13 protein-coding genes and 1 other RNA gene are annotated in these 15,065 nt (G+C 54.2%); 4 read left to right on the forward strand and 10 right to left on the reverse strand.

The window, feature by feature from the left end; genetic code table 11:
• Positions 1-132: 132 nt before the first annotated feature.
• Together HVY19_RS17215 and yqfB are read right to left on the reverse strand one after the other, a co-directional pair.
• Entirely contained in the window at positions 133-792 is a 660-nt protein-coding gene (locus tag HVY19_RS17215; protein ID WP_181681692.1) for a hemolysin III family protein, read from the reverse strand.
• 159 nt (positions 793-951) lie between these two features.
• Entirely contained in the window at positions 952-1,263 is a 312-nt protein-coding gene (gene yqfB / locus HVY19_RS17220) for a N(4)-acetylcytidine aminohydrolase (protein ID WP_181681693.1), read from the reverse strand.
• Between the two features lie 97 nt (positions 1,264-1,360).
• On the opposite strand from yqfB, the gene bglA reads away from it, so the two are divergent.
• Entirely contained in the window at positions 1,361-2,794 is a 1,434-nt protein-coding gene (gene bglA, locus HVY19_RS17225) for a 6-phospho-beta-glucosidase BglA (protein ID WP_181681694.1), read from the forward strand.
• 111 nt (positions 2,795-2,905) lie between these two features.
• Here the strand turns inward: bglA and gcvP are convergent, their stop codons facing one another.
• From gcvP to ygfB, 7 genes are all read right to left on the reverse strand, one after another.
• Positions 2,906-5,779 (reverse strand): aminomethyl-transferring glycine dehydrogenase, encoded by a 2,874-nt coding sequence (gcvP, locus tag HVY19_RS17230; RefSeq protein ID WP_181681695.1) that lies wholly within the window; start codon positions 5,777-5,779, stop codon positions 2,906-2,908.
• Between the two features lie 131 nt (positions 5,780-5,910).
• Positions 5,911-6,300 carry a glycine cleavage system protein GcvH gene (gene gcvH / locus HVY19_RS17235; protein WP_181681696.1) on the reverse strand — a complete coding sequence of 130 codons (390 nt, stop codon included), beginning with the start codon at positions 6,298-6,300 and terminating at the stop codon, positions 5,911-5,913.
• A 24-nt stretch (positions 6,301-6,324) separates the two neighbouring features.
• A complete protein-coding gene (gene gcvT / locus HVY19_RS17240) occupies positions 6,325-7,419 on the reverse strand; it encodes a glycine cleavage system aminomethyltransferase GcvT (protein ID WP_181681697.1) in 1,095 nt (364 codons plus the stop codon).
• 447 nt (positions 7,420-7,866) lie between these two features.
• On the reverse strand, positions 7,867-9,069 hold the full coding sequence (ubiI, locus tag HVY19_RS17245; protein ID WP_181681698.1) for an FAD-dependent 2-octaprenylphenol hydroxylase: 1,203 nt from the start codon (positions 9,067-9,069) through the stop codon (positions 7,867-7,869).
• A gap of 186 nt (positions 9,070-9,255) precedes the next feature.
• Entirely contained in the window at positions 9,256-10,434 is a 1,179-nt protein-coding gene (gene ubiH / locus HVY19_RS17250) for a 2-octaprenyl-6-methoxyphenyl hydroxylase (protein ID WP_181681699.1), read from the reverse strand.
• Positions 10,431-11,747: a Xaa-Pro aminopeptidase gene (pepP, locus tag HVY19_RS17255; RefSeq protein WP_181681700.1), complete on the reverse strand. Its 1,317-nt coding sequence runs from the start codon at positions 11,745-11,747 to the stop codon at positions 10,431-10,433. The genes ubiH and pepP overlap by 4 nt, the downstream gene beginning before the upstream one ends.
• A gap of 27 nt (positions 11,748-11,774) precedes the next feature.
• Positions 11,775-12,353, reverse strand: a complete 579-nt coding sequence (ygfB, locus tag HVY19_RS17260; RefSeq protein WP_181681701.1) for a UPF0149 family protein YgfB — start codon at positions 12,351-12,353, stop codon at positions 11,775-11,777.
• Positions 12,354-12,519: 166 nt separating this feature from the next.
• Between ygfB and zapA the strand changes: the two genes are divergently transcribed.
• The 3 genes from zapA (at position 12,520) to HVY19_RS17275 (ending at position 13,692) form a co-directional block, all read left to right on the forward strand.
• Positions 12,520-12,849: a cell division protein ZapA gene (gene zapA / locus HVY19_RS17265; RefSeq protein ID WP_181681702.1), complete on the forward strand. Its 330-nt coding sequence runs from the start codon at positions 12,520-12,522 to the stop codon at positions 12,847-12,849.
• A 42-nt stretch (positions 12,850-12,891) separates the two neighbouring features.
• A non-coding RNA gene (gene ssrS, locus HVY19_RS17270) (6S RNA) lies at positions 12,892-13,075 on the forward strand.
• A gap of 20 nt (positions 13,076-13,095) precedes the next feature.
• Positions 13,096-13,692 carry a 5-formyltetrahydrofolate cyclo-ligase gene (locus HVY19_RS17275; protein WP_181681703.1) on the forward strand — a complete coding sequence of 199 codons (597 nt, stop codon included), beginning with the start codon at positions 13,096-13,098 and terminating at the stop codon, positions 13,690-13,692.
• A gap of 93 nt (positions 13,693-13,785) precedes the next feature.
• Here HVY19_RS17275 and serA read toward each other — a convergent pair whose 3' ends face one another.
• On the reverse strand, positions 13,786-15,018 hold the full coding sequence (gene serA / locus HVY19_RS17280) for a phosphoglycerate dehydrogenase (protein ID WP_181681704.1): 1,233 nt from the start codon (positions 15,016-15,018) through the stop codon (positions 13,786-13,788).
• Positions 15,019-15,065 lie beyond the last annotated feature (47 nt).

Here is a 15,065-nt window from a genome sequence, read left to right on the forward strand (position 1 = left end):
CGGTTTGACGTTGTAACAAGTAGGTAGGATAAGGCGCCTGCGCCGCCATCCGACAATGCAAAACCGGTGTGATGAATTGCCTGATGGCGCTACGCTTATCAGGCCTACAGATTCCCATCCGGCAGCATTGCATCAAGCTTGCCCGACGTACAAATAGATCGCCAGGAAATGGCAGACGCTGCCGCCGAGGACAAACCCGTGCCAGATAGCATGGTTGTACGGGATGCGTTTACTGACGTAGAAAATGACGCCCAGTGAATACACCACGCCGCCTACCGCCAGCAGCGTTACGCCGCCCACAGCCAGCTTGATTGCGAGTTGATACACCACAATCAGTGACAGCCAGCCCATGGTTAAATAAGTCACCAGCGACAGCACCTTGAACCGATGCGCGATCGTCAGCTTGAATAAAATCCCGATTAACGCCAGCCCCCAGATCACTATCATCAAACCGCGAGCCAGTGGTGAATCCAGCCCGACCAGCAGGAAAGGCGTGTAGGTTCCGGCAATCAGCAGATAGATCGCGCAGTGGTCGAATTTTTTCAGCCAGGCCTTTGCGCGCTGATGCGGGATCGCATGATACAACGTGGAAGCCAGAAACAGCAGGATCATACTGCCGCCATACAGGCTGTAACTGGTAATTGCCGTCGCGCTGGCATTCATATCCACCGCCTGAACCAGCAGCAGCACCAGACCGACGATACCAAACACCAGCCCAATACCGTGGCTGATGCTATTGGCAATTTCCTCTGCCAGCGAATATCCCTGGGCGATTGATGGTTTCTGGACCATAGATGACTCCGAAGTACCTCACAAATGTGATTGCGCTTCTAGCGTAACTGAGAATGGTTCCAGTGAACACCTGTTAGCTAAAATAAATATACAATATTAAATAATTCTTTAAAATCAAAAGATTAAATTACTATTTCACCTAACAGCCGTTCATTTACATCAAAGGCATTTAAAATCAATTACATAAAACTGCGACTGTCCCGGGTAGATATCCTCAATGACCCGCTTTAGCTCATCCAGCGCCATATTTTCCTGCTGCGCATGTTTTTCCGTCAGGGTCTCCAGCGTTACGGTTGAAGTTCCCTGGACTTCGATCGTACAAAAATAGCCGTCGTCCTCGAAGCGCCCCACCCGCAAAACGTCCCCGGCTTTAAAATGAGATTCAGACTCGTCTCGAATGGTGATGGTTTTGCGCCCTGCCAGAATGTCGTCCTGGAATCGCTGGAAAAAGGTGATGTCATTTCGCTGCATTTCATTTACTCCCGATTTTCTTATTCACTTTCAATTATATTTATTCTTCCTTTGTTAGACTCTCGCTAACTGGACATAACTTGAGATGACGCAAAAGATGAAAAAACTCACCTTACCGAAAGATTTCCTCTGGGGCGGCGCGGTGGCGGCGCACCAGGTTGAAGGCGGCTGGAACAAGGGCGGCAAAGGTCCAAGTATTTGTGATGTCCTGACTGGCGGCGCACACGGCGTGCCGCGAGAGATCACCCAGGAAGTGGTGCCAGGGAAATACTACCCGAACCACGAAGCGGTCGATTTTTATGGTCACTACAAAGAAGACATTAAACTCTTTGCCGAGATGGGTTTTAAGTGCTTTCGCACCTCCATCGCCTGGAGCCGAATTTTCCCGCAAGGTGACGAGACGCAGCCCAACGAAGAAGGGCTGAAATTCTACGACGACATGTTCGATGAGTTGCTTAAGTACAATATCGAACCGGTCATCACGCTGTCTCACTTTGAAATGCCGCTGTATCTGGTACAACAGTACGGCGGGTGGACTAACCGTAAGCTCGTTGATTTCTTTGTGCATTTTGCCGAAGTGGTGTTTGAACGTTATAAGCATAAGGTCAAATACTGGATGACCTTCAACGAGATCAATAACCAGCGCAACTGGCGCGCGCCGCTGTTTGGCTACTGCTGCTCTGGAGTGGTCTATACCGAACACGAAAACCCGGAAGAGACAATGTACCAGGTGCTGCACCATCAGTTTGTCGCCAGCGCCCTGGCGGTAAAAGCCGCGCGTCGTATTAACCCGGAGATGAAGGTCGGCTGCATGCTGGCGATGGTTGCGCTGTACCCGTTCTCCTGTAAGCCGGAAGATGTGATGTTCGCCCAGGAATCCATGCGCGAGCGCTATGTCTTTACCGATGTCCAGCTGCGCGGCTACTACCCGTCCTATGTCCTGAAGGAATGGGAACGCCGGGGCTTTACCATCAGCATGGAAGACGGTGATGCGGAGATCCTGCGCGAAGGCACCTGTGATTATTTAGGTTTTAGCTATTACATGACCAATGCGGTAAAAGCGGAAGGCGGCAGCGGCGATGCGATTTCAGGCTTTGAAGGCAGCGTACCAAACCCGCACGTTAAAGCCTCTGACTGGGGCTGGCAAATCGATCCGGTCGGTCTGCGCTATTCCCTGTGCGAACTGTATGAGCGCTATCAGAAGCCGCTGTTTATCGTCGAGAACGGCTTTGGCGCATACGATAAGGTCGAAGAGGACGGCAGCATTAACGATGACTATCGCATCGACTATTTGCGCGCTCACGTTGAAGAAATGATGAAAGCAGTTACCTACGACGGTGTGGATCTAATGGGTTATACCCCGTGGGGCTGCATCGACTGCGTCTCTTTCACCACCGGGCAGTACAGCAAGCGTTACGGTTTTATCTACGTGAATAAGCATGATGATGGCACGGGCGATCTGTCGCGTTCACGCAAGAAAAGCTTTAACTGGTACAAAGCGGTGATCGCCAGCAACGGCGAGAATCTGTGATTTTTTGCCGGATGACGGCGTAAACGCTTTATCCGGCTTACAGGTTTAGCTCCCGTAGGCCGGATAAGCGCGGCGCCATCCGACCTACAGATGGCGCTACTCAGTGGCAAATTACTGGTATTCGCTCATCGGCACACACGAACAGAACAGATTACGGTCCCCGTAAACGTCATCAAGACGCTTCACGGTCGGCCAGTATTTGTTCGCAACGCCTGCAGGGAATACCGCAACTTCGCGGCTGTAACCGTGATTCCACTCCTCCACCAGCTCGTTCTGGGTATGCGGCGCGTTTACCAGCGGGTTATCTTCCAGCGGCCACTCACCGGCTTTCACGCGATCGATCTCCGCGCGGATCGCCAGCATCGCGTTGATAAAGCGATCCAGTTCCATTTTGCTTTCAGATTCCGTCGGTTCAACCATCAGCGTTCCCGCGACCGGGAAGGACATGGTCGGCGCATGGAAACCATAGTCGATCAGGCGTTTAGCGATATCCAGTTCGCTGATGCCGGTTTCTTCTTTCAACGGACGAATGTCGAGAATACATTCGTGTGCCACGCGACCGTCACGACCGGTATACAGCACCGGGAAAGCGTCTTTCAGACGACTGGCGATGTAGTTAGCATTCAGAATAGCGACCTGGCTTGCCTGCTTTAAGCCCTCTGCCCCCATCATGCGAATGTACATCCAACTGATCGGCAGGATAGAAGCGCTGCCGAACGGTGCTGCAGAGACAGCGCCCTGGCGGGTCAGCATCCCTTCAATCTGTACCACGCTGTGGCCTGGTACAAACGGTGCCAGATGCGATTTCACACCAATCGGCCCCATTCCAGGGCCGCCGCCGCCGTGCGGGATGCAGAACGTTTTGTGCAGGTTGAGATGCGAAACGTCGGCACCGATAAAGCCAGGAGAAGTAATACCAACCTGCGCGTTCATGTTCGCGCCGTCGAGGTACACCTGGCCGCCGAACTGATGCACGATTTTGCACACTTCACGAATCGTCTCTTCATACACACCGTGGGTGGACGGATAGGTCACCATAATGCAGGAGAGATTGTCACCCGCCTGGGCTGCTTTTTCGCGCAGATCGCCGAGGTCGATATTACCGTTCTTATCGCACGCCACCACGACAACCTGCATACCCGCCATTTGGGCAGACGCCGGGTTAGTACCGTGCGCAGAAGCCGGGATCAGGCAGATGTCACGGTGCCCTTCATTACGGCTTTCATGATAGTGACGGATTGCCAGCAGGCCTGCGTATTCGCCCTGCGCACCGGAGTTTGGTTGCATACAAACGGCATCGTACCCGGTCAGTTTCACCAGCCAGTCAGAGAGCTGGCCGATCATCTGATGATAGCCTTCCGCTTGTTCTGGCGGGCAGAACGGATGCAGCTCAGCAAATTCCGGCCAGGTGATCGGAATCATCTCCGCCGCCGCGTTCAGTTTCATGGTGCAGGAACCCAGCGGGATCATCGCCTGGTTCAGCGCCAGATCTTTGCGCTCCAGCGAATGCATATACCGCATCATCTCGGTTTCGCTGTGGTAGCGATTAAATACCGGATGGCTCAGGATGGCGTCATCACGCAGCATGGTCTGTTGAATAGAGCGGCTGTCGTGGGCAACGTCTTTATCCAGCGCATCGATGTTCAGACCGTGGTTATCACCCAGCAGTACCGCAAACAGCTGTTCTACATGTTCACGGGTGGTGGTTTCATCCAGCGTGATGCCCACCGCGTTATGAATGTCGCTTCGCAGGTTGATTTCCGCCGCTTCGGCACGCGCCAGCACCGACGCTTTGTCGGCGACTTCCACGCACAGGGTGTCAAAGTAATGCGCGTGGCGCAGCTTCTGGCCTTTGCGCTGCAACCCTGCCGCCAGAATATCGGTCAGACGATGAATACGATTGGCAATACGCTTCAGGCCAACCGGTCCGTGATAAACAGCGTACAAACTGGCGATGTTCGCCAGCAGAACCTGTGAAGTACAAATATTGGAGTTCGCTTTCTCACGGCGGATATGCTGCTCACGAGTCTGCATCGCCATGCGCAGCGCGGTGTTGCCCGCGGCGTCTTTCGAGACGCCAATAATTCGGCCCGGCATGGAGCGTTTGAATTCGTCTTTGGCGGCAAAGAATGCCGCATGCGGGCCACCGTAGCCCATCGGCACGCCGAAGCGTTGAGCGGAGCCAAACACGATATCCGCACCCTGTTTACCCGGCGCGGTCAGCAACACCAGCGCCATAAAATCGGCGGCAACGCTGACAACTACTTTGCGGGATTTCAACTCGTTAATCAGCGCGCTATAGTCGTGAACTTCACCGGTTGTGCCGACCTGCTGCAACAGAACCCCAAACACATCCTGATGGTCGAGGACTTTTTCGGCATCATCAACAATGACGTCAAAGCCGAAAGTTTCCGCACGGGTGCGGACCACGTCCAGCGTTTGCGGATGGACATCGGCGGCAACGAAGAAACGGTTGGCGTTCTTCAGTTTGCTGACGCGCTTCGCCATTGCCATCGCTTCAGCGGCGGCGGTAGCTTCATCGAGCAGTGAAGCGGAAGCCATATCCAGGCCGGTCAAATCCAGCGTCACCTGCTGGAAATTCAGCAGCGCTTCCAGACGGCCCTGAGACACTTCCGGCTGATAAGGAGTATAGGCGGTATACCAGCCCGGATTTTCCAGCATGTTACGCAGGATAACCGGTGGTAGCTGCACGGCAGTGTAGCCCATGCCAATGAAGGACGTGAAGCGCTTGTTACGCCCGGCGATGGCCTTTAATTCTGCCAGCGCAGCGAATTCGGTCGCCGACTCGCCTACCTGTGGCGGAGTCGCCAGCTGAATGTCTTTCGGCACGATCTGGCCGATCAGCGCGTTTAACGACTCTGCGCCAACCGCATTGAGCATCTCTTGCTGCTGCGCGGCGTCCGGTCCGATATGGCGTTCAATGAAGGCGCCGCTGTTTTCGAGCTGGCTTAACGTCTGTGTCATGGGCGATGGTTCCTGAAACGTGCAGTGAATCGTGATTGTCTCTGTCGGTGTACCCGGTGGCGCTAACGCTTACCGGGCCTACGTATGCCTTGTAGGCCGGATAAGCGCAGCGCCATCCGGCATCAGCGTATTTACTCGTCTTCGAGTAATGCTTCGTATGCAGTCGCATCCAGCAGCGTGTTTAACTCGCTCTCATCGCTGGCTTTGATTTTGAAGATCCAACCCGCGGTGTACGGCTCGCTGTTGACCAGTTCCGGGGAGTCGCTCAGCGCGTCGTTAACCGCCACGATCTCTCCGCTAATCGGCGCGTAAATGTCAGACGCCGCTTTTACTGATTCGGCAACGGCACAGTCGTCACCCGCACTTACGGTCGCGCCAACTTCCGGCAGGTCAACGAAAACCATGTCGCCCAACAACTCCTGAGCGTGTTCGGTAATGCCAACGGTGTAAGAGCCGTCCGCTTCTTTGCGCAGCCATTCGTGTTCTTTACTGTATTTCAGTTCTGCTGGTACGTTGCTCATCAATCAATCTCCAAATAGGATGAATCACGCGACGGCTTTGCCGTTACGCACAAAAACAGGTTTAGTCACTTTCACCGGCATTTCACGATTACGAATCTGCACAATGGCCGTTTCGCCAATGCCTTCAGGAACACGCGCCAGGGCAATGCTGTAGCCAAGCGTCGGGGAAAAGGTTCCGCTGGTGATGACGCCTTCATGCTGATTGCCTTGAGCATCGGTAAAGCGCACCGGCAGTTCATTACGCAGAACGCCTTTTTCGGTCATCACCAGGCCAACCAACTGTTCGTGGCCTTTTTCGCGCTGTGCTTCCAGCGCTTCCCGACCAATAAAGTCACGGTCAGCCGGTTCCCAGGCGATGGTCCAGCCCATGTTAGCCGCCAGCGGAGAGATGCTTTCATCCATCTCCTGACCATAGAGATTCATGCCCGCTTCCAGGCGCAGCGTATCGCGAGCACCAAGACCACATGGCTGAACACCCGCTTCCACCAGTGCACGCCAGAAATCCTCGGCCTTTTCATTTGGCATCGCAATTTCATAGCCCGCTTCGCCGGTATAACCGGTTGTCGCAATAAACAGATCGCCCGTCTGCACGCCAAAGAAAGGTTTCATCCCTTCAACGGCTTTGCGCTGTTCGTCGCTAAACAGCGTTGCTGCTTTCTCCTGCGCATGTGGCCCCTGCACGGCAATGAGCGACAGATCGTCACGCACGGTAATGTCGATGGCATAGGGTTCGGCGTGTTGGGTAATCCAGGAGAGGTCTTTTTCGCGGGTGGCGGAGTTTACAACGAGGCGGAAGAAGTCTTCGGTAAAGTAATAGACAATCAGGTCATCTATCACGCCGCCCGAGGCATTGAGCATGCCGGAATAGAGCGCTTTGCCGGTTTTGGTGAGTTTTGCCACGTCGTTCGCCAGCAGATAACGCAAGAACTCCCGAGTGCGGCTGCCGCGTAAATCGACGATGGTCATGTGCGACACATCGAACATCCCGGCATCGGTCCGGACCGCATGGTGCTCATCAAGCTGAGAACCGTAATGCAGTGGCATCATCCAGCCGTGAAAATCGACCATGCGAGCACCGCATAGCGTGTGTTGTTCGTACAAAGGAGTCTGTTGAGCCATCTTGTCCTCATTGAATAAGCGGGGCTGACAACGATTTCGCAGCCACATTTGTCACCGCGAAACCGGGCATCGCAGCCATTTTCAGGCCCCGACGCAAACGTTCTCTTTTCCCCTGAACTTACCACCGAAACAGACACTAAACCATAAGACAAAATTAACCATCACATTAGCTTATGGTCAAAAACAGCCGAAACAGACAAAGAATTAAAAGCTTAATATGAGCATTAATCAGAACTAATATCTGACACAGTGTTATTTATTTCCAAAATCCAACATTTCAATCCATTAAACCATCAAAAATTGCGTAACGAGAAAATCCTCAAATTAGAAAATGTAATGCGAAAATTGAAGTGAAATTAGTTTATTTCAAACGAGGAAGGTCCCCCGGCGGGTCGGCCGGGAGAGAGAAATGTGACGCGTTTCAAAGTCTGAGAATCAGGACGATTCTCAGCGGAGCCATTCCGGAAGATCGTTCAAGCCCATTGCCTGACGGATCAGTTGTGGCTTAACGCCGGGAAGGGTATCTGCCAGTTTCAGGCCGATATCACGTAGCAGTTTTTTCGCTGGGTTCGTGCCCACAAAGAGTTCACGGAACCCCTGCATACCTGCGAGCATCATCGCCGCACTGTGTTTGCGGCTACGTTCATAGCGGCGTAAATAGAGATACTGCCCAATATCTTTACCCTGACGGTGCAGTCGCTTCAGCTCGTCAATCAGTTCAGCGGCATCCATAAAGCCGAGATTAACCCCCTGCCCCGCCAGCGGATGGATGGTATGCGCAGCATCACCCACCAGCGCCAGACGATGTGCAGCAAACTGACGCGCGTATCGCCCGGTCAGCGGGAACACCTGCCGTTCGCTTTCCACGCGGCACAGCCCCAGGCGGTTATCAAACGCGATAGTAAGCGCCTGGTTAAATTCTTCCTCATCTGCCTGCTGCATGCGCGCAGCCTCTTCGGGCGAAAGCGACCAGACAATAGAACACAGGTGCGGATCGCTTAAGGGTAAAAATGCCAGAATGCCTTCACCGTGAAACGCCTGGCGAGCCACTGCGCCGTGTGCCTCTTGGGTACGAATAGTCGCGACCAGCGCATGGTGACCGTAATCCCAGTACGTCAGCGGAATATCTGCTTTATTACGCAGCCACGAATTCGCGCCGTCTGCGCCAATCACCAGGCGCGCCGTCAGCATTGAACCGTCTTTTAGCGTCAGGAAGGTTTCATTTTCGCCCCAGGCCACCTGCTGCAATTCCGCAGGCGCCATGAGTGTAATATCGGCAGACTGCTGTGCTTTTTGCCAGAGTGTATAATGGATCACCGTATTTTCGACGATATGTCCGAGGTGGCTATAGCCCATGCTTTTGTCGTCAAATTCAATGCGGCCAAAGCTGTCTTGATCCCACACTTCCATGCCGTGATAGCAACTGGCACGGCGGGAAACAATGTCTGACCATACGCCAAGACGGCTGAGCAGTTTTTCGCTGGCAGCGTTAATCGCCGACACGCGAAGCGCAGGTGCGGCATCCGCTGCAAGCGGCTGCGGCTCTCGCTGTTCAAGCACAGCAACCCGTAAACCGCTGCCCTGGAGTCCGCAGGCAACGGCAAGGCCCACCATCCCGCCGCCAACAATTGCTACATCAACACTTTGCACTGTTTACTCCTGGTCAAAAAACAACTTTCGTAGGCCTGATAAGCGAAGCGTCATCAGGCTATCTGCCATTCGTGCCGGATGGCGGCTGCGCCTTATCCGGCCTACAGCCAGCTCCTTACCCGTAGGCCTGATAAGCGAAGCGCCATCAGGCAATTTCCCACGTATTCCGAATGCGACAGGTCATGATTACCGTGCGACCCAGCCAAGCGTTCGCTTAGCCAGCGCATCGCGCGCAGGTGGGGTTAACTCCATCGCCATCAACCCCACATTCCGGCCAACAACCAGCGGCGCCCAGCGGTTCGCAAACAGGTGCACCAGACTATCCGTTATGCCCACCGTTGCCTCGCGGTCAGGCTGGCGGCGCGTCTGATACGCTGAAAGAATTTTGTAATCACCCGGATCTTCACCCGATTGATGCGCCTGTACCACTGTTTCGGCAAGGCTCATCACGTCACGCAGACCAAGGTTAAAGCCCTGCCCCGCGATGGGGTGCAGCGTCTGGGCCGCATTGCCCACCAACACGGTTCGATGGCTAAATGCCTTTGCCGCTGTGGTCAGGGAAAGCGGGTAAACGCTACGCTTGCCCGCCTGGGTAATCCGTCCCAACCGCCAGCCAAACGCCGACTGGAGTTCATGGCAGAACCGTTCATCAGACCAGGCCAGGATTTCGTCTCGTTGCTCCAACGGATGACACCACACCAACGAACAGCGGCCCTCAGTCATCGGCAGCATTGCCAGTGGCCCGTGCTGCGTAAAGCGCTCAAAGGCACGGCCACCATGGGGAACCGACGTGGTAACGTTGGCAATCACCGCCAGCTGATCATACGGTTCTTGTTGCCAGTCAACGCCGCAGGCCGTTGCCAGCGCTGAACGCGTTCCGTCTGCCGCCACCATCACGCGCCCATTGATAGTCAGGCCGCTTTCCAGCGTTACACTTACCTGCTCCTCGGTGCGCGCCACGTTAGCAACGCGATCCGGGCAGTGCAGCGTGACGCCCGGCGCTTTGCGCAACAGCGCAAACAGGCGCAAACCCACGTCATGCAGTTCGACGACCTGCCCCAGAGCGGGGAGACGATAATCATCAGCATCGAGCGTCACAAAGCCCGCGTGGCCGCGATCGCTCACGTGTACCGTCTTAATGGCGGTGGCACAATCGGCAATCGTCTGCCACAGGCCGATGCGCGCCAGTTGTTGGCAGGTGCCCGCCGCCAGCGCAATCGCCCTGGCATCAAAACCGGGATGACTGTCTGCCTCGGGGTTCGCCGCTTCAATCAGGTGAACGGGCAGCGTTCCCTGACTCAGTCGGGAAATGGCCAGCGCCAGCGTCGCGCCCACCATTCCGCCGCCAACAATGATTACGCTCATGACCGTCGCGCCGCTGCCATTAATGCTTCAATTTCATTCGCCGTTTTGACGACGCCAGCGGTCAGGTTCTCATTACCGTCTTCGGTAATCAGGAGGTCGTCTTCGATACGGATCCCGATCCCTCGATACGCTTCCGGCACGTCGGCGTCTGGCGCAATGTACAGGCCAGGCTCAGCCGTAATAACCATTCCCGGCTCAAGAATACGCGAACGATCCTGTTGATATTCCCCGACATCATGCACATCCAGACCCAGCCAATGGCTTAAGCCGTGCATAAAGAACGGACGATGCGCGTTATCCGCAATCAGTTGATCAACTTCACCCTGCAAAATACCCAGTCTTACCAGACCGGTGATCATAATTCGCACCACTTCACCGGTAACTTCCTGGATGGAAGTTCCAGGACGATACAGACGCAAGCAGGCGTCAAGCGATTCCAGTACGATGTCATAAATTTCGCGCTGCGCCGGAGAGAATTTGCCATTCACCGGGAATGTACGCGTGATGTCACCCGCGTAGCCTTTGTATTCACAACCTGCATCGATGAGTACCAAATCGCCATCGCGCATCTCACATTCATTTTCGGTGTAATGGAGAATGCAGCCGTTTTCCCCGCTACCCACAATGGTGTTGTACGACGGGTAACGCGCGCCGTGACGATTAAATTCGTGATGAATTTCACCTTCAAGTTGGTATTCAAACATGCCAGGGCGGCATTTTTCCATGGCTCGGGTATGCGCCAGCGCGGTGATCTCTCCGGCGCGTCGCATCACCGCAATTTCCTCCGGTGACTTAATCAGACGCATTTCATGGACCATCGGTCGCCAGTCGGTCATGGTTGAAGGAGATTTCAGATTCTGACGTGAGCCTTTGCGCAGTTTTTCCAGCGCGGTAAAGACAATTTCATCCGCATAGGCATATTCGCCTTGCGCGTGGTACACCACATCAAGCCCGTTAAGTAACTGGAACAGCTGCTGATTGATTTCGCTGAAGGCCAGCGCACGATCGACGCCCAGTTTTTCCGGTGCGGCGTCTTGTCCAAGACGACGGCCAAACCAGATCTCAGCAGTCAAATCGCGAACACGGTTGAATAAGACACTGTGGTTGTGGGTGTCGTTACTTTTAATCAACACCAGCACGGCTTCCGGTTCGTTAAAACCGGTGAAGTACCAGAAATCACTGTTCTGGCGATAGGGATATTCGCTATCCGCGCTGCGGGTAACTTCAGGCGCGGCGAAAATAAGCGCGGCGCTGCCAGGCTGCATTTGCGTAAGCAGTGCCTGGCGACGACGTTGATATTCCTGCGGTGTCATGACGCGGCCTCCATTAGCGTTTTATTTTTAGTGTAGGGTTGGTTTACGCACTTCAGGCGCTGTCGGCTGCTGATGAGTAAACGTGTCGTGACACAATAGCGCAGCAACGCGAACATATTCGATGATTTCTTCGAGCGACATCTCCAGCTCTTCCTGATCTTCATCTTCGTCGTAGCCAAGCTGTGCGATGTTACGCAGATCGTCGATAGCTTCGCCGGTTTCACCGGTGACTTTATCGAGCTTAGGTTGGGAGACGCCAAGTCCCAGCAGGAAATGGTTAACCCAACCCGCCAGCGCGTCCGCGCGGTCAAAGACGCTGACATCATCGCCTTCTGGCAGATAAAGCTGAAAAAGGAAACCGTCATCCTCCAGCGCGTCGCTGGTGGCAGAATGCATTTTACGCAGCGCCTGTGCCAGCTCGTGGCCGAATGCCAGCCCTTCATTCGTCAGGTCATGAAGCAGCGGCTGCCAGGAGCTGTCATTGTTGCCACCGCAAATCATCCCGCTGATCAAACCGTGCATTTCCGCCGGGGTCAACCCGGTACCTTGTTGGTTCAAATACTGGTTCATTTCGTTGTAACCAGGCATTTCGTTCTGTATAGACATACGCATTCGTCATCAATGGGAGGATATTCATGATATGCTACCACTTTGGACCCTGGTGGACCAGAAAAGGGCTTGTATCTTGATACCAGGGTAGCTATAGTGTCGCCCCTTCGCGGACCATGAGTCTGGTAGCGAAGGTAGCGCAGTCAATCAGCAGGAAGGTGGCATGTCTGCACAACCCGTCGATATCCAAATTTTTGGCCGTTCACTTCGCGTGAATTGCCCGCCTGAACAGAAGGATGCCCTGAATCAGGCTGCGGACGATCTGAATCAGCGGTTGCAAGATCTGAAAGTTCGCACTAGAGTCACAAATACTGAGCAGTTGGTATTCATTGCCGCATTGAACATCAGCTATGAATTAACTCAGGAAAAAGCGAAGACCCGCGAGTATGCGGCGAGCATGGAACAACGTATTCGGATGCTCCAACAGACCATTGAACAGGCGTTGCTTGATCAGGGTCGTATAACCGAAAAACCGCACCAAAATTTTGAATAACACTTTTCGGTTTACTATGGTAGAGTGACCGTGAAGACAAAAAATTCTCTGAGATGTTTGCAAGCGGGCCAGTCCCCTGAGCCGATATTTCATACCACAAGAATGTGGCGATCCATGGTTGGTGAGCATGCTCGGTCCGTCCGAGAAGCCTTAAAACTGTGACGACGCATTCACCTTGAACCAAGGGTTCAAGGGTTACAGCCTGCGGCGGCATCTCGGAGATTCTCCTTCTACCTGGCGACAGCCATGACTCAACTTTCTGAACTCCCTTTATCCCGACAAGACATTCGCCAGATGATCCGGCAACGTCGTCGTGCGCTCATGCCTTCTCAGCAAATCGAATTTGGTCAACATGCCGCAACACGCATGCTCGCTTATCCTCCCGTGGTAATGGCGCATACGGTCGCCGCGTTTCTGTCGTTTGATGGCGAGCTGGATACGCAACCGCTGATCGAGCAACTCTGGCGCGCAGGTAAGCGCGTGTATCTCCCGGTTTTGCATCCCTTCAGCCCCGGCAATTTACTATTTCTGCATTATCACCCTCGAAGCGAACTGGTACTCAACCGCCTGAAAATTCAGGAACCGAGGCTGGATGTGCGCGATGTGTTGCCGCTTTCAGAACTGGATGTGCTAATCACTCCGCTGGTAGCGTTCGATGAATACGGTCAGCGTTTAGGCATGGGCGGTGGATTTTACGATCGTACATTGCAGAACTGGCAGCAGCACGGCCTGACACCGGTGGGATATGCCCATGACTGTCAGCGCGTTGAGAAGCTGCCGGTAGAGGAATGGGATATTCCGCTGCCCGCAGTGGTCACGCCGTCAAAGGTGTGGGAGTGGTGAAACAAAGCCGGGTGGCGACTACGCCTTACCCGGCCTACGGTTCGCAGGATTTGTAGGCCCGGTAAGCGTAGCGCCACCGGGCAATCATGCAGATTAGTACAGCAGACGCGCGCGAATGGTGCCCGGAATGGCCTTCATCGCCTGTAGCGCTTTTTCTGCTACATCTTCGTCCGCTTCAATATCGATAACCACATAGCCCATCTGTGCCGACGTTTGCAGGTACTGTGCGGCAATGTTGACGCTCTGCTCAGCGAAAATCTGGTTCAACGCGGTCAGAACGCCCGGACGGTTTTCGTGGATATGCATCAAACGACGACCACCGTGCAGCGGCAGTGAAACTTCCGGGAAGTTAACCGCAGACAGCGTTGAACCGTTGTCGGAATACTTCACCAGTTTGCCTGCCACTTCCAGTCCGATGTTTTCCTGCGCTTCTTGGGTAGACCCTCCGATATGCGGCGTCAGGATCACGTTATCAAACTCACACAGCGGCGAAGTGAACGGATCGCTGTTGGTGGCTGGTTCGGTCGGGAATACGTCAATCGCCGCACCGGCTAAATGTTTACTCGCCAGTGCATCACACAGCGCGGGAATATCAACCACCGTGCCGCGAGCGGCGTTGATCAGCAGCGCTCCCGGTTTCATCAGGGAAATCTCTTTCGCGCCCATCATGTTTTTCGTCGAGGCATTTTCAGGAACGTGCAGGCTGACCACGTCGCTCATGTTGAGCAGGTCAGAAAGATGCTGAACCTGAGTGGCGTTCCCCAGCGGCAATTTGTTTTCGATATCGTAAAAATATACGTGCATCCCCAGGGATTCCGCCAGAATACCCAGCTGAGTACCGATATGACCGTAACCGATAATCCCCAGTTTTTTGCCACGCGCTTCATACGAGCCCGCCGCCAGTTTATTCCACACGCCACGGTGCGCTTTGGCGTTCGCTTCAGGGATGCCGCGCAGCAACAGCAGCAGTTCGCCAATCACCAGTTCCGCTACAGAGCGCGTATTGGAGAACGGGGCGTTAAAGACAGGAATACCGCGTTTTGCCGCCGCCGTCAGATCGACCTGATTGGTGCCGATACAGAAACAACCCACCGCGACCAGTTTTTCTGCCGCGTTGATGATCTCTTCAGTCAGATGAGTACGGGATCGCAGGCCAATGAAGTGGGCATCACGGATAGACTCTTTCAACTGTTCAGCGTCCAGTGCCCCTTTGTGAAATTCGATGTTGGTATAACCTGCTGCACGAAGGCTATCCAGCGCCTTTTGATGCACGCCTTCAACCAGCAGAAATTTAATCTTGTCTTTCTCCAGCGATACCTTTGCCATTTCCCAACCCTGTTTTTTTGCATTCAATGTTGTGTGTGTGGATCTGC

Source organism: Citrobacter sp. RHB25-C09 (assembly GCF_013836145.1).
Taxonomy (GTDB): domain Bacteria; phylum Pseudomonadota; class Gammaproteobacteria; order Enterobacterales; family Enterobacteriaceae; genus Citrobacter_A.